The organism is Candidatus Pelagibacter sp., from assembly GCF_052049975.1.
Taxonomy (GTDB): Bacteria; Pseudomonadota; Alphaproteobacteria; order Pelagibacterales; family Pelagibacteraceae; genus Pelagibacter.
On the sequence record NZ_JBNGYZ010000001.1, the window covers coordinates 655,909 to 676,884 of the forward strand.

17 protein-coding genes, 2 tRNA genes and 1 rRNA gene are annotated in these 20,976 nt (G+C 29.7%); 16 read left to right on the top strand and 4 right to left on the bottom strand.

Features of this window, described 5'->3' with window-relative positions; genetic code table 11:
* The first annotated feature begins 74 nt into the window (after positions 1 to 74).
* The 5 genes from kdsB (at position 75) to recR (ending at position 4,356) form a co-directional block, all read left to right on the top strand.
* Positions 75 to 809: a 3-deoxy-manno-octulosonate cytidylyltransferase gene (kdsB, locus tag ACTT9U_RS03370; protein WP_440931775.1), complete on the top strand. Its 735-nt coding sequence runs from the start codon at positions 75 to 77 to the stop codon at positions 807 to 809.
* Between the two features lies 1 nt (position 810).
* The gene (locus ACTT9U_RS03375; protein WP_440931776.1) at positions 811 to 1,638 is read left to right on the top strand and encodes a prephenate dehydratase; all 828 of its coding nucleotides are present in this window, start codon (positions 811 to 813) and stop codon (positions 1,636 to 1,638) included.
* 139 nt (positions 1,639 to 1,777) lie between these two features.
* The gene (gene dnaX / locus ACTT9U_RS03380) at positions 1,778 to 3,439 is read left to right on the top strand and encodes a DNA polymerase III subunit gamma/tau (protein ID WP_440931777.1); all 1,662 of its coding nucleotides are present in this window, start codon (positions 1,778 to 1,780) and stop codon (positions 3,437 to 3,439) included.
* Positions 3,439 to 3,756 (top strand): YbaB/EbfC family nucleoid-associated protein, encoded by a 318-nt coding sequence (locus tag ACTT9U_RS03385; protein WP_440931778.1) that lies wholly within the window; start codon positions 3,439 to 3,441, stop codon positions 3,754 to 3,756. Before dnaX ends, ACTT9U_RS03385 begins: the two co-directional genes overlap by 1 nt.
* 3 nt (positions 3,757 to 3,759) lie before the next feature.
* Entirely contained in the window at positions 3,760 to 4,356 is a 597-nt protein-coding gene (gene recR / locus ACTT9U_RS03390) for a recombination mediator RecR (RefSeq protein ID WP_440931779.1), read from the top strand.
* A gap of 1 nt (position 4,357) precedes the next feature.
* Here recR and ACTT9U_RS03395 read toward each other — a convergent pair whose 3' ends face one another.
* Positions 4,358 to 6,520, bottom strand: a complete 2,163-nt coding sequence (locus tag ACTT9U_RS03395) for a malate synthase G (RefSeq protein WP_440931780.1) — start codon at positions 6,518 to 6,520, stop codon at positions 4,358 to 4,360.
* Positions 6,521 to 6,608: 88 nt separating this feature from the next.
* Here ACTT9U_RS03395 and ACTT9U_RS03400 point away from each other — a divergent pair, with 88 nt between their 5' ends.
* Positions 6,609 to 7,721, top strand: a complete 1,113-nt coding sequence (locus ACTT9U_RS03400; RefSeq protein WP_440931781.1) for an acetyl-CoA carboxylase carboxyltransferase subunit alpha — start codon at positions 6,609 to 6,611, stop codon at positions 7,719 to 7,721.
* On the opposite strand, the gene secA is transcribed toward ACTT9U_RS03400, so the two are convergent.
* Entirely contained in the window at positions 7,716 to 10,274 is a 2,559-nt protein-coding gene (gene secA / locus ACTT9U_RS03405; RefSeq protein WP_440931782.1) for a preprotein translocase subunit SecA, read from the bottom strand. The two genes, ACTT9U_RS03400 and secA, sit on opposite strands and share 6 nt — an antisense overlap.
* Positions 10,275 to 10,339: 65 nt before the next feature.
* Here secA and argJ point away from each other — a divergent pair, with 65 nt between their 5' ends.
* The gene (gene argJ, locus ACTT9U_RS03410; protein ID WP_440931783.1) at positions 10,340 to 11,641 is read left to right on the top strand and encodes a bifunctional glutamate N-acetyltransferase/amino-acid acetyltransferase ArgJ; all 1,302 of its coding nucleotides are present in this window, start codon (positions 10,340 to 10,342) and stop codon (positions 11,639 to 11,641) included.
* A gap of 40 nt (positions 11,642 to 11,681) precedes the next feature.
* A complete protein-coding gene (locus ACTT9U_RS03415) occupies positions 11,682 to 12,107 on the top strand; it encodes a DUF1178 family protein (protein WP_440931784.1) in 426 nt (141 codons plus the stop codon).
* Here the strand turns inward: ACTT9U_RS03415 and ubiG are convergent.
* Positions 12,104 to 12,826, bottom strand: a complete 723-nt coding sequence (ubiG, locus tag ACTT9U_RS03420) for a bifunctional 2-polyprenyl-6-hydroxyphenol methylase/3-demethylubiquinol 3-O-methyltransferase UbiG (RefSeq protein ID WP_440931785.1) — start codon at positions 12,824 to 12,826, stop codon at positions 12,104 to 12,106. The genes ACTT9U_RS03415 and ubiG overlap by 4 nt on opposite strands.
* Before the next feature lie 72 nt (positions 12,827 to 12,898).
* Between ubiG and ACTT9U_RS03425 the strand changes: the two genes are divergently transcribed.
* Genes ACTT9U_RS03425 through ACTT9U_RS03445 form a run of 5 tightly spaced genes read left to right on the top strand, consistent with a single transcriptional unit; the run spans position 12,899 to position 17,538 of the window.
* Entirely contained in the window at positions 12,899 to 14,116 is a 1,218-nt protein-coding gene (locus tag ACTT9U_RS03425) for an aspartate kinase (protein ID WP_440931786.1), read from the top strand.
* 5 nt (positions 14,117 to 14,121) lie between these two features.
* On the top strand, positions 14,122 to 15,222 hold the full coding sequence (gene ispG / locus ACTT9U_RS03430) for a flavodoxin-dependent (E)-4-hydroxy-3-methylbut-2-enyl-diphosphate synthase (RefSeq protein ID WP_440931787.1): 1,101 nt from the start codon (positions 14,122 to 14,124) through the stop codon (positions 15,220 to 15,222).
* A 4-nt stretch (positions 15,223 to 15,226) separates the two neighbouring features.
* Positions 15,227 to 16,297, top strand: coding sequence for a peptide chain release factor 1 (prfA, locus tag ACTT9U_RS03435; RefSeq protein WP_440931788.1), 1,071 nt, complete (start codon positions 15,227 to 15,229; stop codon positions 16,295 to 16,297).
* Positions 16,294 to 17,136, top strand: coding sequence for a peptide chain release factor N(5)-glutamine methyltransferase (prmC, locus tag ACTT9U_RS03440; protein WP_440931789.1), 843 nt, complete (start codon positions 16,294 to 16,296; stop codon positions 17,134 to 17,136). The genes prfA and prmC overlap by 4 nt, the downstream gene beginning before the upstream one ends.
* A 6-nt stretch (positions 17,137 to 17,142) precedes the next feature.
* A complete protein-coding gene (locus ACTT9U_RS03445; RefSeq protein ID WP_440931790.1) occupies positions 17,143 to 17,538 on the top strand; it encodes a DUF4167 domain-containing protein in 396 nt (131 codons plus the stop codon).
* A 2-nt stretch (positions 17,539 to 17,540) separates the two neighbouring features.
* Here the strand turns inward: ACTT9U_RS03445 and ACTT9U_RS03450 are convergent, their stop codons facing one another.
* Complete coding sequence (locus ACTT9U_RS03450) at positions 17,541 to 18,836, bottom strand: peptidoglycan DD-metalloendopeptidase family protein (RefSeq protein WP_440931791.1); 1,296 nt, start codon at positions 18,834 to 18,836, stop codon at positions 17,541 to 17,543.
* A 320-nt stretch (positions 18,837 to 19,156) separates the two neighbouring features.
* On the opposite strand from ACTT9U_RS03450, the gene ACTT9U_RS03455 reads away from it, so the two are divergent.
* The 3 genes from ACTT9U_RS03455 (at position 19,157) to ACTT9U_RS03465 (ending at position 20,897) form a co-directional block, all read left to right on the top strand.
* Positions 19,157 to 20,631, top strand: a 16S ribosomal RNA gene (locus ACTT9U_RS03455).
* 100 nt (positions 20,632 to 20,731) lie between these two features.
* Positions 20,732 to 20,808: transfer RNA gene (locus ACTT9U_RS03460), tRNA-Ile, on the top strand.
* 13 nt (positions 20,809 to 20,821) lie between these two features.
* Positions 20,822 to 20,897, top strand: a tRNA-Ala gene (locus ACTT9U_RS03465).
* Positions 20,898 to 20,976: the final 79 nt, after the last annotated feature.

Here is a 20,976-nt window from a genome sequence, read left to right on the forward strand (position 1 = left end):
TACGTATAACATGGAAACATAAAAATAAACTTATTTTAACTGGATAACTTTGCCTCTGTAACATTCTAAAAATAATGAAAACACTTGTAATTATACCCTCTAGAATGTCAGCAACTCGTCTGCCAGGAAAACCACTTTTTAAAATTAATGATATATCAATTATTTCTACTGTTTATAAAAAAGCTGTTGAAGCAAATATTGGAGATGTAATAGTTGCAACTGAAGACCAAGAAATTATAGATGATGTAAAATTAAATGGTGGCAACGCTATCTTAACTGATAACACACATAAAACTGGTACAGATAGAATATTTCAGGCTTTTGAAAGGTATAACGAAAAAAATATTGATTTAGTAATGAATCTACAAGGTGATGAACCTATGATTAATATTGAAGACATAAAAAATTTAAATGACAAATCTTGTTCAGAAAAGTCAAATATGAGTACATTAGCAGCCAAAATCAAAAGTAAAGAAGATTATAAAAATTCCAATGTGGTAAAAGTTGAAACTTATGAAGAATTAAATAATAAAAACTTTCCTACAGCAGTAAATTTTGAAAGAATTATCAACCAAAATATAGAAAATATTTACCATCATTTGGGCATATATTGTTATTCAGTTGATACCTTGCAAAGGTTTATTGATTTAAGTCAATCTGAAAGAGAGAAAAATAGCAAACTTGAACAACTAAGAGCTCTTGATAATGGAATAAAAATAAATGTATCTCTTGCTAAAAATACTCCAATAGGAGTTGATACTATGGAAGATTATATGGCTATAAAAAAAATTTTGGAATATAAAAATTAATATGAAAAAAATTTATTTTCAAGGAACTTATGGAGCGTATTCTCATATTGCAGCAAAAAATATCGATTTAGATGCTGAAGTTATTCCATGCAAAACTTTTGATGAATGTTTTGAAAAGGGATCAACAGATCCAAATTCTAAAATAGTTGTTCCAGAATCAAACAGAATTACTGGAAATATTGGTATTGAGTATTTAATTTTTAAATACAGGCTAAATATTTATGCCGAATATTTTCAAAAAATAGAACATAATTTGCTAGGTACTTTAGATTCTAAAATTGAAGACGTTAAAGATGTGTATTCTCATGCACAAGCATTGTCTCAATGTTCTAAATTCATAAAAAAAAATGAATATATAGAGCATGTAAGAGCTGATACAGCTGGTTCAGCAGAAATGATAGCTGATTTAAAAGACAAAAGTAAAGCAGCTATAGCCTCAGTCTTAAGTGCAGAAACTTATAATTTAAAAATTTTAGAAAAAAATATTGAGAACGAAAAAGGAAATCTTACAAGGTTTTTAGTCATGGGTAAAAATATTTATCAACCTGACTTTAATAATGAAAAATATATAACTTCTTTCTTATTTAAACTAAAAAGCAAACCAGCAGCTTTGTATCAATCACTAGGTGGGTTTGCAATTAATGGAGTTAATTTGACAAAATTACAAAGTTATCCAGAAAAAAATACTTTTGATTCATATTTTTTTCTTTGTGATTTAGATGGACATATAGAAGATGATAAAGTTAAAAAATCTTTAGAGGAACTTGGTCTGCATTGTGAGGATTTTCATATTCTAGGCGTTTTTGAAGCATCAAAATACAGAAGTTAAATAAACTTTTCTTGAAGAAAATAAAATTTTACTGCTATAATAGTCTTGGAGGCTAGAGGTGGGTGCTGCTTGAACCCGACCAGATCTTAACGGAAGCAGTCGTAGAGACAGTTATTCAGGTTCTAGTCTCCTATAATTTATGAACAAAGATAGTAAAGTTTTAGCGTTAAAATATAGACCATCTTCTTTTGATGAACTAATTGGACAAGAAGTGATGGTTGAAACTATTAGAAACTCTATTCAATCAAATAAAATTCCAAATGCATATTTATTTACAGGTATTAGAGGAGTTGGAAAAACAACAACCGCAAGGATTGTTGCAAAAGCTCTAAATTGCTTAAATGGCGTAGAGAAAATTTGTAGAGACAAATTGTGTGAAAATTGTGAGGCTATTTCTAACTCTAATCACATTGATGTACTTGAAATGGACGCAGCAAGTAAAACAGGCGTAGATGATGTCAGAGATTTAATCGAATTCTCAAGATATGGGCCCACTTCATCAAAATATAAAATTTTTATCATTGATGAAGTACACATGTTAAGTAAACAAGCTTTTAACGCTTTATTGAAAACACTTGAAGAGCCACCTGAATATTTAAAATTTATTTTTGCTACAACAGAAATTAAGAAAATTCCAATTACAGTTGTCTCTAGATGTCAAAGGTTTGATTTATCTAGAATTAAATCATCTCAATTATTTCAATTCCTTAAAGATATCTCAATAAAAGAAAAAGGGTCAATCTCTGAAGATGCTTTAAAATTGATTGTGAAAATTTCAGAGGGATCAGTTAGAGACTCATTGTCATTGTTAGATAGAGCATTGTTATCAAATATAGATAATAAAGAATTAACGCTTGAAAAAGCTCAAGAAATATTTGGTTTTTTTGATAAATCAAAACTAATTGAACTGTTTAAATTTATTTTTGAGGGACAAGAAGACAAAGTTTTAGATCTTTATAGAAAAATTTATGATCAAGGTATAGACCCAAAAGTGTTTATCAATGACTTTTTGGAACTCTTATATTATTTCAAAAATATAAACTCACTCACTGTTGAAAGTACAAACTTTACACTTAATGATGATGAATTTAATACAATTAAGGATATTTCAGAAAATATAGAAAACAAAACTTTTTTATTGTTTTGGCAATTTACAATTAAAACATTGAACGAACTAGATATTGTTTCCAATCAAAATATTGCAGTTGAAATGTTTTTATTAAGATTAATTTATTTATCAGACATCAAAAGAGTTAATCACAATGAAGAAAAGAGCAGAAGTAATGTAAGCGAAAATGTTAAGTTGCCAGATATAGAAAATAAGGATAACTCAAAAAATGAGACAATAAATCAAATTAAAAATATTTATCAAAGCAAAGAAGTAATCGAACCCAAAAAAAATCTAATTGATGTAGAAGGTATCAATAAAATAAAAATTATTTCATTTGATGATCTAATTAAGACTTGCAATGAAAAAAAAGAAGTAAAGTTGAAATATGAATTAGAAAATAATGTAAATTTAGTTAAATTTGAAAATTTGAGGATTGAAATTTCTTTTAATGATAGATTAGACAAGAACTTTATAAAAGATTTAACTTATAAGCTAAATGAATGGACTGGTGAAAGATGGATTATTACCTTAAGTAAGGTTGAAGGAGATATTTCATTAAAAGATAAACTTAAAAAAGAAAAAAGTGAAAAAATTGAAATAATAAAAAAATCTAAACTATTTCTAGATCTAAAAGAAAAATTTCCTGATATTAAATTGGTTGATATAAAAAAAATAACTGAGGAAAACTAATGACTGATTTTACAAAAATTTTAGATAAGGCCAAAGAACTTGAAGCCAAAATGAAAGAAAGCCAAGAAAAAATAAAAAATATTAAAGTAGAAGGCTCTTCTGGATCGAATTCAGTAAAAATTACTTTAGATGGCGAAGGTGAAATGAGTAAAATAGAATTATCAGATAATATTCTGAAAGAAGAAAAAGGTATAATTGAAGATTTAATATTAGCAGCTCACAACAATGCTAAATCAAAACTTAAGTCTAAAACTAGTGAAGAAATTTCAAAAGCAGCAGGAGGATTTAATATTCCTGGTTTTAAATGGCCATTATAATTAATGCAAAACATTAACGAGATAGAAGAATTAATAAAAGTAATTTCAAAATTACCAGGATTAGGGCCAAAATCTGCAAAAAGAATAGTGTTAAAATTAATTAACAATAAGGATGAACTCGTAAAGCCAATGGCTAATGCACTTGCTCAAGTTTACAAAAATGTTAGTAGATGTCAGTCTTGTGGATCATTAAAATCTAATGTGTCAGGGTGTTTAAACTGTGAAAATATTCAAGAAAAATTAAACAAGATATGTGTAGTCGAGGACATAGCTGATAAGTGGTCAATTGAAAATTCCAATATATTTAAAGGTTATTATCACATTCTCGGAGGAACACTTTCATCAGCTGGTGTTAATAAAGAGGAGCTTCTTATAAATTCCTTAATTCAAAGAGTTAAAGAAGAAAATATAGAAGAGGTAATAATCGCAACTAGTGCTACTGTAGAGGGACAAACAACGGCTTATTATATTCAAGATAGTTTAAAAAATACATCAGCAAAAATCACAAAGTTAGCACAAGGGTTGCCTGTTGGTGGTGAAATTGAAAGTTTAGATGATGGGACTTTATACTCTGCCTTTAAATTCAGATCTGATCTGTAGATTAATTCAGATTTGACTTAATCTTTAATCTATTTTGATGTAACAAAGGCTCAGTATAACCAGAAGGTTGCTCAGTACCTTTGAATATTAATTCACAAGCAGTATTAAAAGCAATTGAATTATTAAAATTATCACTCATTTTAACATAATTAGGATCATTTTTGTTTTGTTCATCGACTACTTTTGCCATCTCTTTCATAATTTCCGTGACTTGAATTTTTGTGGTAATTCCATGATGTATCCAATTTGCTATATGCTGTGAAGAGATCCTTAATGTAGCTCTATCTTCCATTAGTCCTATATTATTTATATCAGGAACTTTTGAACACCCAATACCTTGATCAACCCACCTAACTACGTAACCTAAAAGTGTTTGAGCTGAGTTAGATATTTCAGCATTAATTTCATCAACTGACCAATTAGGTCTATCAGCAACTGGGATTGATAACAAATCATCAAGTTTTGCTTTTTCTCTTTTTGCAAGTTCTTTTTGAACATTAAATATATTAATTTCATGATAATGAAGGGCGTGAATTGCAGCAGCTGTTGGCGATGGAACCCAAGCACAATTAGCTCCCGCTTTCAGATGATTAGTTTTTTGATCTAACATATCTTTCATTTTATCAGGCATTGCCCACATCCCTTTTCCAATTTGTGCTTTTCCAGAAAAACCACATGACAACCCTATATCAACGTTTCTATTTTCATAAGCTTGTATCCATTTCGATGATTTCATGTCACCTTTTTTTATCATTGGTCCAGCTTCCATAGATGTATGCATTTCATCACCCGTTCTATCTAAGAAACCAGTGTTTATAAAAAATACTCTGTTCTTTAATGATCTAATACATTCTTTTAGATTTGATGAAGTTCTTCTCTCTTCATCCATTATACCAATTTTACAAGTATATTTTTCTAATCCTAACACTTCCTCAACTTTAGTAAAAATCTCATCAGTAAAAGCTGTTTCATCTGGGCCATGCATTTTAGGCTTTACAATATAAACTGAGCCAGTTCTAGAATTACCTTTTCTAGTAAAATCATGAAGAGCTGCAGCAGTTGTAATAAATGCATCCATTAATCCCTCAGGTATTTCGCTCCCATCCTTTAAAAGGATAGAAGGGTTTGTCATTAAGTGACCTACATTTCTAACCAGCAACAAACTTCTTCCATGAAGTTTTAAACCTTTACCATCTTTAGAAATATAGCTTCTATTTGGGTTAAGTTTTCTCTCTAATGTTTTTCCATCTTTTTCAAATCGACTGATTAGATCACCTTTCATCAGACCTAGCCAATTTTTATAACACAACAACTTATCCTCAGCATCTACAGCTGCAACACTATCTTCATTATCACATATTGTAGAGACAGCAGATTCTAATATGATATCACTTATTCCAGCGTGATCTTGTTGAGCACTGAATGCTCTTGGATTTTTTAATATTTCTATGTGTAGATTATTATTTTTTAATATTACAGCCGAAGGGTAGTCTGCTTCACCTCTATGTCCAATAAATTTTTCTTTATCCTTAAGTGTTGTTACATCAACACCTTTTAGAACTTTTAATTCACCATTTTGTACTGCTATACCTGTAATTTTTTTCCAACTAAAATCGTTTAAGGTGAAATGTGTATCTAAAAATTCTCTACCATATTTTATAACAAGTTCGCCTCTCTCAGGGTCATATCTTTGGGACATACTATCTTCCGACTCTTCAATTACATCAGTACCATAAAGAGAGTCATACAAACTCATCCATCTTGCATTTGCAGCATTCAATGCATAACGTGCATTCATTATCGGTACAACTAGTTGAGGACCAGCAATTGAGGTAATTTCATTGTCAACATTTTTAGTTTGAATTTTAAAGTCAGGACCTTCTTCTCTTAAATAACCAATTTCTTTTAAAAAATTTTTATAATCTTCTAAATTTATTTCATTTCCTTTGTTTAGTTTGTGCCAATTGTTAATCTTATTTTGTAGATCTTTTCTAAGATCTATAAGTTCTTTATTTTTAGGAGCTAATTCATGGACAACCTTATCAAATCCTTCCCAAAACTTATCAGGGGCTAAATTGGTACCGTTTAATAATTCTGTGTTTACAAAATTTGCTAAATTTTGTGAGACTTTTAAATTACCGATATTTATATAAGAATTAGTCATTAATTAGAGCTGATATATGTTTAGTTTAATCTAATTCAATCATTTTATTGCCTTTTTTTAATATTATGTGACTATATTCACATTAATTATGAAAAATTACTTAAGTTTTGAGACTGATATTAAAAATCTAGAATCTGAATTAGATAAACTCAAAGATCCTTATAATAAAGAAGATGGAATATCAGAAGTAAACACCTCAAAAATTACTGATACTCAAAATGAGCTAAATGAAAAATTAAAAGAAATTTATTCAAATTTAGATCCTTGGCAAACAACGTTAGTTGCAAGACATGAAGATCGACCAAAGTCAAAATATTTTATAGATAATTTATTTGATGATTTTATTCCTCTCTCTGGCGATAGATATTATGGAGAAGACAAATCTGTGCTTGCGGGATTTGCAAAATTTGATGGTAATTCAGTTTTAGTTATTGGTCAGGAAAAGGGTGATAACCTTGAAAGTAGAATAGAAAGAAATTTTGGAATGATGAGACCAGAAGGTTATCGAAAAACAATAAGATTGATGGAATTAGCTAATAAATTTAATATTCCAATAATTTCTTTTATAGATACTCCAGGGGCATATCCAGGCGTAGGAGCTGAAGAAAGAGGTCAAGCCGAAGCAATTGCAAAATCAATTGAATGCTGCATGAAATTAACAGTCCCAACAATATCAATCGTAATAGGCGAAGGTGGCTCTGGTGGAGCAATAGCACTTGCATCTGCAAGTAGAGTTGTCATGTTAGAAAATGCTATATATTCAGTCATTTCACCAGAAGGGTGTGCAACTATTTTATGGAGAGATCCAAAAAAAATGTTAGATGCAGCTAAGGCAATGAAATTATCTGCAAAAGATTTATTTGATTTAAAAGTAATTGATGAAATTATAACGGAGCCTGTTGGTGGAGCACATCGTGATAAAGAGAAGGTTCTGCAAAATGTTTCAGAGAGTATTAAGAAAAATTTAAATTACTTTAGAGATATGTCCTCTGAACAAATTTTAGAAGATAGAAAATCAAAATTCTTAAAAATTGGTAGAGGTAATGGTTTTATGAGTGATACAACCGAATTAAGCAATTTGAATAAATCAGATAATAATTTTCAATCTATTATATTTAATCTAAAAAACTCGAAAAAATTTATTTTTGGATTTGGAATTACAATAGTTTTAGCAATAGCAGCAATCTTTTATTTGTTATAAAGCTCCACAGCAGTTTTTATATTTCTTGCCTGTAGCTTCACATCTCTCATTTCTAGAGATTTTTTCATTTTTTTTTAAAAGTAATAAGCATTTAGGGTCATTAGAAACACTTTTAGAGATATCAGGTTTTTCTTGTGTTTGTCTCACTACCTTTAAATTTAAAAGTAGAGTTATAAAATCAATTTTAAGTTTATCAAGTAACACCTCAAATAAAGTAAATGCTTCTTTTTTATATTCGACCAAAGGATCTCTTTGTCCGTAAGATCGAAGTCCAATTACTTGCCTTAATTGCTCAAGATATTGTATGTGGGATTTCCAATTTATATCAATTGATTGTAAGAAAATTCTTTTTTCTATTTCTTTTGCTTGTTCTTCACCAATTTCTTTTATTCTATCATCCCTTGACTGGTTGAATTGATTTATAATTTCTTTTTTCAAATAATCATCAGACTTTGATAAAAATTCTTTTATTTTTTCGTCATTTATATTTTTTCCCAATAATCCTTTTAATTTATTTTCAAATTCTAAATTCTTGATATCTGTATTTTTTTTGAATTTAAGTTTTATACAATCATCAATAATTTCATTTAAGAAGTCATTAGAATATTCAAAAACATCATTGGAGTTCATGGCATTTTTTCGTTGAGAAAAGATTACATGTCTTTGATCATTCAAAACATTATCAAATTTAATCAAAGTTTTTCTAATATCAAAATTTCTTGCCTCAACTTTTTGTTGTGCTCTTTCGAGTGCTTTATTAATCCATGGATGATCAATACTTTCTCCATCTTTTAATCCAAGTTTTTCTAAAATACTATTCATAGACTCTGAGCCAAATATTCTCATTAAATCATCCTCTAAACTTACATAAAAAACTGAGCATCCCTCATCACCTTGTCTACCTGCTCTTCCTCGTGCCTGATTATCTACTCGTCTAGACTCCATTCTTTCAGTTCCTATTACAAATAATCCTCCTAGGCTCTTAATTTTATCTTTTTCTAATTTTAAACTTTCTTCATTTGTTGAATCTCTTTTTCCACCCAACTGAATGTCAACACCTCTACCAGATATGCTGGTGGTTATAATTACTGATTTTTCTTTTCCTGCATTTGCAATAATTTCAGCTTCATTTGCATGATTTTTTGCATTTAAAACTACATGATTAATATTTTCTTTCTTAAGTAGTTCAGAATATATTTCTGATTTATTAATGCTAGATGTGAATACTAACTGAGGCTGCCCTTTTTCATAACATTCTTTAATTTGTTGAATTATTGCAATATTTTTTTCTTTTTCTGTTCGAAATATTTGATCATTAAAATCTTTCCTAATCATTGGTTTGTTAGTTGGAATTACAACTACATTTAAATCATAAATTTCAAAAAATTCTTGTGCCTCTGTTAAAGCTGTTCCCGTACATCCAGATATTTTTGAGTAAAGTTTAAAATAATTTTGATAGGTAATTGATGCTAAAGTTTGATTTTCAGCCTGAATTTCAATTTTTTCTTTAGCTTCTAATGCCTGATGAAGTCCATCACCATATCTTCTACCTTCTAAAATTCTACCCGTTAACTCATCAATGATTTTTAATGATCCATCTTTAACAATGTAATCTTTACCTTTAGAGAATAAATGATTTGCTCTTAATGCTTGGTTTACATGATGAACTAAAGTTAAATTAGCTGGATCATAAAAGTTATTATTTTTTAAAATTCCAGCATCTGAAAATAGCTTTTCAACATTATTAATTCCTGAGTTAGTTAACAAAATATTTTTTTCTTTTTCATCTATATCAAAATCTTCAGAATTAAGTTGTCTAACTAATCTATCTATTGCAAGATATTGGTTTGTTCTATCCTCTGCTGCGCCCGATATTATTAGAGGAGTTCTTGCTTCATCAATTAAACAAGAATCTATTTCATCTACAATTGCAAAATTATGCTCTCGTTGAACCATTTCTTCATGAGAGAATTTCATATTATCTCTTAGATAATCAAAACCAAGTTCACTGTTAGTTGCATAGGTTATGTCGCAATTATAATTTTTCTTTCTCTCAAAATCATCTTGGTCATTGTTAATATAACCCGATGTCATTCCTAAAAAATTATAAACTAAACCCATTTCAATTGAATCTCTCTTTGCTAAATAGTCATTCACAGTTACAATATGAACTCCATTGCCACTTAAAGCGTTTAGATAAGCTGCAAGAGTTATGGTTAGAGTTTTTCCTTCACCAGTTCTCATTTCTGAAATTTTCCCTTCATGCAGAACCACACCACCAATTAACTGAACATCATAATGTCTTTCATTTCTTGTTCTTTTTGAAGCCTCTCTTACTAGAGCAAAAGCCTCAGGCAATATTTCATTAAGACTTTGACCATTACTAATTTTTTCTTTGAGTTCTAAAGTTTTCTTTGGGAAATCTTCGTTATTCAATTCACCTATTTTATTTTCAAGTTCATTTATTTTTTTTACAATCAATAATATTTTGTCTAATTCCTTTTGATTTCCAGATTTAAAGAGTTTTGATACTAATTTTAGAGGGTTTAACATTATATTTTGATTTAATATTATTTAATAAACATTAATATAATTATTAAATTTACAATTTAAATACAATGGGAATAAATTTTAAAAATCTATTTACCTCTCAAAAAAATAAGTCAAAGATGGGTGATTATCAAAACCTAGATCATATTGATGGTGTAGCAATTTCATCAATTTCAGCAAATTTATATAACAATTCTCGAGATGATTTAGTTATGTTTTATTTTAGAGATGGGGCTAATCATGCATCAGTTTATACCCAGTCTAAAATTATTTCTGAGAATATAAAGTGGAACTTAAGCATTAAGAATGAAAAAGTTTTTTCACTTTTAGTCAATACTAGAAATGCCAATGCATTTACAGGTCTAAAAGGATTTCAAAGTATGCAAAAACTTGCTGAATTAGTATCTTTAGGGCTAACTGAAAAACAAAAAGAAGACGATAATAATCCTTTTGAAATTACTTCAGATCAGATCTTATTTGGTTGTACAGGCACTATAGGTGAACCTTATCCATTTGAGAAAATTAAAAAAAAGTTACCAGAACTTTTTGATCAAATAAAATATACACAAAACAAGTATATTTGGACAAAAGCAGCTTTGGGTATAATGACTACAGACACTAAACCAAAATTAGCTATGGCTGAATGCAATATAGGAAGTTCTAGAGTAAAAATTTACGGAGTTGCAAAAGGATCAGGTATGATTCAACCTAATATGGCAACAACATTATGTTATATTTTTACAGATGCTAAAATATCAAATGATATTTTGAAAAAACTTCTAGTCAAAAATATTTCTAATACATTTAATGCAATTAGTTGTGACGGAGATACCAGTACTAATGATATGGTTGCTATTTTTTCAACTAATAAAGCTACCAATCAAAAGATTAACAGCATAAGTGATAAAAAAATTTTAGAATTTGATGAAAATCTTAACCAAGTATTGTTAGACTTAGCAAAAAGAGTTGTTGCAGATGGTGAAGGTGCATCAAAATTTGTTACTATTAATGTAAATAACTGTTCCACTGAAAGTGATGCAAAAAAAATTGGCTTTTCTATTGCAAACTCACCTTTAGTTAAGACAGCTATAGCAGGAGAAGATCCTAATTGGGGCAGGATAATTATGGCAATAGGTAAATCTGGTATTGATTTAGATTTATCAAAATTATCAGTAAAATTTGGTGAGCATAAAATAATTATTAATGGAAAACTTAATGATAAATATGAAGAAAATGATGTTAAAGAATATATGAAAAATTATGCAATTGATATCCACGTAGGTATTTCAACCGGCAAAAAAAAATTTACTACTTATACAATGGATTTGACTAAAAAATATATTGAAATCAATGCAGATTACAGAAGTTAGTTACTCTTGAAAAAAAAAAATATTAATTAATTCAAATCAAATGATTAAATACCAATTAAATTGTAAAAAATGTCATAAAAAATTTGATAGTTGGTTTTCATCTTCTAACGAATATGAAAGATTGAAAAAAAAGAAATTATTGAATTGCATTAGTTGCGGATCAATTAAAGTTGAAAAATCTTTAATGTCGCCAAACTTTTTTTCAAAAAATAATAAAATTACAACTCAAGATGAAAAAAAAGTATTAGAAATAAGAAATAAACTTAAAGAATATAAGAAATTTGTTGAAAAAAATTTAGATTATGTGGGAGATGATTTTGCATACGAAGCAAGATCCATTCATTATGGAGGCAAGAAAAGAAAAAAAGGTATTTATGGAAAAGCTTCAAAAGAGGAAATTAAAGATCTTTCAGAAGAAGGAATTGAAACCCAAGTGATACCTTGGTTAGAAGATAAAGAAAATTAATTTTTTAAATATTTTGCAATATAGTTAACAGAAGTATCTTTGCTTAAACTCCACTTATCTAAAATAGGATTATATTTCACTCCATCTGTTTTAATCATTTCCATTTTAAATTTTGATAAGATATTTCTTAAATTTTCTGGCGTGATAAATTTATCCCATTCATGAGTGCCAATTGGCAACCATCTCAAAATATACTCTGCTCCTATAATTGCAAAAAGGTAAGATTTAAGAGTTTTATTTAATGTAGCAACAAACATTAGTCCATTCACATTTAAAAGATTTGATGAAGTCTCTAAAAATAATTCAACATTTTCTACATGTTCAACAATTTCCATGTTTAGGATTACATCAAATTTTTCTTTTTTCAAATTTTCAGGTGATGAACATTTGTAATTGATATTTAAATTATTTTTTTTGGCATGAATTTTTGCAATCTCTATATTTTTTTTAGATGCATCAATACCAGTTACATTAGCACCCAATCTATGCATTGGTTCAGATAATAATCCGCCACCACAACCTATATCTAATATATTGATGCCTTTTAAAGGATACTTTTCATCATTTTTAAGTTTAAAATTTTCAATAATACTGTCTTTAATATATTTAATTCTTATAGGATTAAATTTATGTAGTGGTTTGAATTTACCTTCAATATCCCACCATTCTTCAGCCATCTTAGAGAATTTTTCTATCTCATTTTTATTTATAGTATTCATTTATTATAAGTTGTTGACATAATTGATTAGATGTATTTTATCAAATATTTAAAATTATAATTTTATTTATCAATGAAATCAAAAACATTAGTTCTCAAATTTGGTGGAACATCCGTAGGTTCTATTGAAAGGATTAAGGTAGTAAGTAAAATAATTCTTTCTCATAAATCAAAAAATACTAAAATAGCAGTTGTTTCATCTGCTATGAGTGGTGTTACAAATGAATTAATAAAAAAATCTAAATCGATAAGTAATAATTTTGATAGTGCGGAATATGATGCATTATTGTCTACGGGTGAACAAGTTGCTTGTGCCCTAATAGCTGGAAATCTAAAAGCTTTAGGTCATAATTCAAGATCATGGCTATCATGGCAATTGCCTATTATGACAGAAGGACAGCATTCAAATTCAAGAATTTCAAACATAAAGACTACAGAATTAAAAAAATTTATGAATAAAGGTGGCATACCTATCATTACTGGCTTTCAAGGAATTAATACAAATTTTAGATTAACAACAATTGGAAGAAGCGGCTCTGATGCATCAGCTATAATGCTGGCAAAATTTTTGAACGCAGATGAATGCATAATCTACACTGATATAGACGGCGTATATACTACTGATCCAAGAAATAATAAAAAAGCAAAAAAGATAAAAAAGATTTTTTATGATGAAATGCTTGAAATGTCTTCACTTGGTTCAAAAGTTATGCAACCAACTTCAGTACAAGATGCAAAATTAAACAAAATTGATATCACCGTCAAATCATCGTTTATAAGAAAAAAAGGAACATTAATTACTGGTAGTAAAAAATCTTTTAGTGATCAAATCATAACAGGAATATCATCAACGAAAGATGATGCAAAAATAACTATAGTTGGAGTTAAAGATAAACCTGGTGTTGCAGCAGCAATATTTAAACCGTTGTCAGACAATTCTATTAATGTTGATATGGTTGTTCAAAATATTTCATTAAATAAAAAAGAAACTGATATTACTTTTACAATAAAAGCCGAAGATCTGAGAAAAACTGAAAAATTGATTAAAAAAAATAAAAAAATTCAATTTAAAAAAATATCATTCGACAAAAATTTATCTAAAGTGTCAATTATTGGTGTTGGTATGATTACAACACCAGGCATAACTTATAGAATGTTTAAAGCATTAGCAAAAAAGAAAATAAATATAATGGTAATTTCAACATCAGAAATTAAGATATCTGTATTAATTTCCAACAAAGATATAAAAAAAGCTGTTGCATGTTTGCATACTGAATTTAACCTAGATTAACAATAATGAGCATAAGACCCTTCAGAGAGATTAAAAGAAGAAAAACGAAAACAATTAAAGTTGGTGATGTAAAAATTGGAGGAGATAATCCAATTTCTGTTCAAACAATGACAAATACCTTAACTTCTGATGCAAGCGCAACTATAAAACAAATTTTACAAATTCAAGAAGCTGGAGCAGACATTGTTAGAGTTTCATGTCCGGATAAAGATTCAACAAAAGCTTTGAAAGAAATAAAAAAAGAAGTGCAAATACCAATTGTAGCTGATATTCATTTTCATTATCAGAGAGCAATTGAAGCGGCAGAAAATGGAGCAGATTGCCTTAGGATCAATCCTGGCAATATTGGAGATGAAAAAAAGATAAAAGAAGTAGTTGATGCTGCTGTTTCTAATAATTGTTCAATTAGAGTTGGTGTAAATGCTGGTTCACTAGAGAAAGATATATTAGAAAAATATAAAGAGCCATGTCCAGAAGCTCTAGTTGAAAGTGCTATAAGAAATGTAAAAATTTTAGAAAATCAAAATTTTTATAATTTAAAAGTTAGTGTTAAATCCTCAGATATTTTTCTTTCAATTTCTGCATATGAACAATTATCTGAGAAAATCAATTATCCTCTCCATCTAGGAATAACAGAGGCAGGGGGATTTATTTCTGGCAGCATCAAATCATCAATAGGTATGGGAAAACTTTTATTAGCAGGTATTGGTGATACAATCAGAGTTTCATTATCAGATGATCCTGTTGAGGAAGTAAAAATAGGAAACGAAATTTTAAAATCTTTAAATTTAAGAAATAGAGGAGTAAAAATCATATCTTGCCCTTCTTGTGCACGACAAGCCTTTAAAGTTATTGATACAGTTAAGATTTTAGAGCAAAAATTAGCTCACATAAAAGAGCCTGTCACACTGTCAATTATTGGGTGTGTAGTTAATGGCCCTGGTGAGGCAGCCATGACAGATGTTGGAATTACTGGAGGCGGTAAAGGAAATAATATGCTATACTTATCTGGCGTTCAGTCCGAAAAAGTTATTTCAGAAGATATAATATCAAAAGTAGTTAATAAAGTTGAAGAAAAAGCCTTAGAGATAAGAAATAATAAATAAAAAAATGATACCAAAAAAAAATGTTGAAGATTTAATTTTAAAACATTCTAATTTAGAGAAAGAACTTGCTTCAGGTGAATTAGAAAATAAAGTTTTTGCCGAAAAATCAAAAGAATATTCAGATTTAAATGAAATAATTAATGATGCTAAAAGCTATATTTCTTTTGATAATGATCAAAAAGATTTAGAGAAAATTATAAATGACAAAGAAAGTGATAACGAAATTAAATTAATGGCAGAACAAGAGTTATCTGATTTAAAATTGAATCACAATAAAAATGAAAAAAAATTAAAATTTTTTCTTTTACCTAAAGATGAGGCTGACAAAAAAAATGCAATAATTGAAATTAGAGCTGGTACAGGAGGTTTAGAAGCCAGTCTGTTTGCAGGTGACCTTTTTAAAATGTATGAAAAAGTTTGTCATAAAAAAAAATGGAATTTAGAAATAATTTCTATTTCAAAAAGTGAAGCTGGAGGTCTTAAAGAAGTAATAGCAACAATTAGAGGAAATAATATTTACTCAACCTTAAAATATGAAAGTGGAGTACATAGAGTACAAAGGGTTCCAGATACAGAAACTCAAGGTAGAGTACATACCTCAGCTGCTACTGTAGCAGTTTTGCCAGAAGCAGAAGAAGTAGATGTAAAAATTAATGAAACAGATTTAAGAATAGATGTTTTCAGAGCTGGTGGACCTGGTGGACAATCAGTTAATACCACTGATAGTGCTGTAAGAATTACTCATATCCCAACAGGAATTTCTGTCTCTCAGCAAGATGAAAAATCTCAGCATAAAAATAAAGCAAAAGGTATGAAGATTTTAAGATCTAGAATATATGAATTAGAAAGGTCAAGAATAGAACAAGAAAGATCTCAAGACAGAAAAACTAAAATTGGATCTGGTGATAGATCAGAAAGGATCAGAACATATAATTTTCCTCAAGGAAGGGTTACAGATCATAGAATTAATTTAACTTTGCATAAATTAGAGGAATTTTTAGAAGGTGAAGCCTTTGATGAAATGATAGAAACTTTAACTCTTCAAGCCCAAGAAGAAAGCTTAAGCAGCTTATGATTATAAGAGACGTTATTTTAGAAGGATCAAATTTATTAAAAAAAAACAAAATTTTATCAGCATGTTTAGACTCTGAATTATTAATGAGTAATTTAATAAATAAAGACAGAAATTATTTATTAATGAATGATAATGATTCAATCAAAAAAGAGACATATTATAAATTTATTAAATTAATTGAAAGAAGATCATTAAATGTTCCTATCTCTTATATCATAAACAAAAAATTTTTTTGGAAACATGAATTTTTTGTAAATCAAAATGTCTTAATACCTAGGCCAGACACAGAAATTGTTGTTGAACAAGTATTAAGAGTAACAAAAAAGAAAGATAAATTTAAGATTTTAGAAGTAGGTGTAGGAAGTGGGTGTTTATTATTATCAATTTTAGATGAAAGAAGATGCTTTGAAGGTGTTGGTATAGATAAATCAGTTGAATGTTGTAAAATAACAAAAATTAACGCTGAAAAATTAAAATTAAGAAATCATATAAAAATTTTCAAAACTAGCATTGACAATTTTAATTTAGGAAAATATGATCTTATAATATCTAATCCACCTTATGTTAATAAAAGTGAGATATTAAGCTTAGATGTCGGTGTGAGAAAATTCGAGCCTAAACTAGCTTTGGATGGTGGTTACAATGGATTGTGTAATTTTATTAGTTTAATTAAAAAATCAAAAAAACTTTTAAATAAAAGAGGAAAATTGGTTTTAGAAATTGGTTACAAACAAAAAAAAAGTGTATCTAAAATTTTAATTGATGAAGGTTTTATTAATATCAAATGTGTTAAAGATTACGCTAATAATGACAGATGTATCGTCAGTACGAAAGGTTAATTAAATATGGTGACATTTAGAAGTAATAATTCACGTAGAGTAAAAAGAAACGATAGACCATTCAAAAATAATGGAGAAAGAAAATTTGGGAATAATTTTGCTAGCAATAACAATTTTCAAAGAAAATCACCAGGTAGGAATAATCACAACGCGCCAAAATTAATTGAGAAGTATATAAATCTGGCTAGAGAAGCTTTGTCTACAGGAGATAAAATTTTATCAGAAAATTATTTTCAGCATGCTGATCATTTTACAAGAATATTGAATGAACAAGAGAATTTTAGAAACAAAAAATATTCAAACTCAAATAATAAAGAAGATGGCTTCGAAGATAAAAATTTAGAAGATAATGAAAAAAAAGATACCAGTATAAACGATGATACTCTAGAAAAAGTTTCTTAAAATTAGTTCATTCTCATAATTTTCTCTGCCTTTAAAACATCAATTTTAATTTTTTCAGTTTCAAACTCTTTTCTAATATTTTTTGTTAAAATTTTACCTGATGGTAATTTTAGTTTTTGTGAATTTACTCTCTTTCCATTAATTATGACTTCATAATGTAAGTGTGGTCCAGTAGATTTTCCTGTCGATCCCACATAACCAATTGTTTGACCTTGTTTTACTCTCACACCTTTTTTAATGTTGCTCGCAAACTTTGACATATGAGCATAAACTGTTTGATATGTTTTATTATGTTTTATTTTCACACAATTTCCACCACCACCACACCATCCAGCTTTTAATATCACTCCATCACCTGATGCCATTATAGGTGTACCTGTAGGTGCTGCAAAATCAGTTCCTTTATGCATTTTATTATATCCATCTATCGGATGTTTTCTCATGCCAAAAGATGAAGATAATCTAGCACCATTTATTGGAGTTTTCATTAGAGCTTTTTTAATGCTTTTACCATTTTTATCATAATGGCCAGTGAAATTTTTCTTATCAAAAAAATACAACGAGTTATTTTCACTTTGTAAAATTAAATTAGCAAATATTATTTCACCTGTTTCTTGGATTTTGTTTTTTTCATTTACAAAAACCTCATATAAAATTTGAAAAGCATCATTTTTTTTGATATCTCTTTGAAAATCTACTTGAAAACCATAAATTCTCGCAAACTCTATTAATATATTAGCTGGGACATTGTTTTGATTAACAGCTGAATTGTATAAACTTTTTAAAATTATATCTTCAGTATAAATTATTTTTTTTTCTAATTTAGTAATAACATTGCTAGCTTCCAATGTACCTTGAGAAATATTTTTTTTTAAATAAAATTTTTCTGATTTTGAGATTGGATAAGTTAATTCTGTTATTTCGTTATTAGTTTGATCGATTATGACCGATATAATTTGATTAGGTTTAATATTTGAAACATCTATTTTTTCACTTAATTTTTTTTTTATTAATTCTATTTGAATATTATCTATATTAAGTTCAGATAAGATTTTACTTAGGGTATCACCTTTTTGAACTTTATATTTAATACTTTTAAATTTTGGATCTAAGGTATTGATTAAACTTTTTGCAGTCTTTTGGAAATAAACATTATTTATCAAACTATCATAATTATTTAATAAAGTTTTTGCTTTATGATTTTTAAAATTTATAAGTAAAACTGAAAAGAAAATTAGAATAATAAAAAATATTATTTCAGGTCTACTTTTTAAAAATCCTTTGATACTAATGATCATATATTGAAGAATTCATCTAATTTATTAAATATGTGAAAAAAACAAGTAAAAAGAACCTTTTTTTTATAATTTTTTTTTAAATTTGCTTGATTTCCTTTAATTTTGGCCTATAAGCATCGAACTTTCTCTGAAAATTATTGTTTTTACAATACTTTTGTGAGGATTTTTGGGCTTTTTTTAAGCTCTAGATATTTTAAAAGTTTATATTTTAAGAAGAGAAGTGTGGACGGTTAAGGTTACCAAAATTTGTCGTACACACTTCAAAACACATATGCATCTATTAATTTAGATATATATGGAAGCTAGTGTGCGCCGTTTTTAAACTTGAGAGTTTGATCATGGCTCAGAACGTACGCTGGCGGCACGCCTAACACATGCAAGTCGAACGAAGTAGCAATACTTAGTGGCAGACGGGTGAGTAACATGTAGGTATCTTCCCTTTGGCCTGGAATAACACGAGGAAACTTGTGCTAATACCGGATAAGTCTTTACGGAGAAAGCTTTATGCACCATTGGATGAGCCTGCACTTGATTAGTTTGTTGGTAGGGTAATGGCCTACCAAGACTGTGATCAATAGCTGATTTGAGAGGATGATCAGCCACATTGGGACTGAGACACGGCCCAAACTCCTACGGGAGGCAGCAGTGGGGAATATTGCACAATGGAGGAAACTCTGATGCAGCGATGCCGCGTGAGTGAAGAAGGCCCTTGGGTTGTAAAGCTCTTTCGTCGGGGAAGAAAATGACTGTACCCGAATAAGAAGGTCCGGCTAACTTCGTGCCAGCAGCCGCGGTAATACGAAGGGACCTAGCGTAGTTCGGAATTACTGGGCTTAAAGAGTTCGTAGGTGGTTGAAAAAGTTGGTGGTGAAATCCCAGAGCTTAACTCTGGAACTGCCATCAAAACTTTTCAGCTAGAGTATGATAGAGGAAAGCAGAATTTCTAGTGTAGAGGTGAAATTCGTAGATATTAGAAAGAATACCAATTGCGAAGGCAGCTTTCTGGATCATTACTGACACTGAGGAACGAAAGCATGGGTAGCGAAGAGGATTAGATACCCTCGTAGTCCATGCCGTAAACGATGTGTGTTAGACGTTGGAAATTTATTTTCAGTGTCGCAGCGAAAGCGATAAACACACCGCCTGGGGAGTACGACCGCAAGGTTAAAACTCAAATGAATTGACGGGGACCCGCACAAGTAGTGGAGCATGTGGTTTAATTCGAAGATACGCGCAGAACCTTACCAACACTTGACATGTTCGTCGCGACTTTAAGAGATTAAAGTTTTCGGTTCGGCCGGACGAAACACAGGTGCTGCATGGCTGTCGTCAGCTCGTGTCGTGAGATGTTGGGTTAAGTCCCGCAACGAGCGCAACCCTCACTTTTAGTTGCCATCATTAAGTTGGGCACTCTGAAAGAACTGCCAGTGATAAGCTGGAGGAAGGTGGGGATGACGTCAAGTCCTCATGGCCCTTACGTGTTGGGCTACACACGTGCTACAATGGTATCTACAACAGGAAGCAAGACGGCGACGTCAAGCAAATCCTCAAAAGATACCTCAGTTCGGATTGCACTCTGCAACTCGAGTGCATGAAGCTGGAATTACTAGTAATCGTGGATCAGCGTGCCACGGTGAATGCGTTCCCGGGTCTTGTACACACCGCCCGTCACACCATGGGAGTTGGTTCTACCTTAAGGCAAGGTTTCAAACCCTTGACCACGGTATAGTCAGCGACTGGGGTGAAGTCGTAACAAGGTAGCCGTAGGGGAACCTGCGGCTGGATTACCTCCTTTCTAAGGATGAATAAAAGTAAAATTTTATTCTAAATAATTTACAGGATAATGTTGACCGTCCTCATTTCTCTTCTTAAAGTTAAGTGTTTCTCTTGAATGGGGGCCGGTAGCTCAGTTGGTTAGAGCACACCCTTGATAAGGGTGGGGTCGAAAGTTCGAGTCTTTCTCGGCCCACCAATAAGAAAATTAAGGGGGATTAGCTCAGCTGGGAGAGCGCCTGATTTGCATTCAGGAGGTCAGCGGTTCGATCCCGCTATCCTCCACCAAACACTTAGTTATATTAAATCGTAAATAAAAATTATTAATATCAATATCTATATCCGAACATTAACAATGTTGTTATCA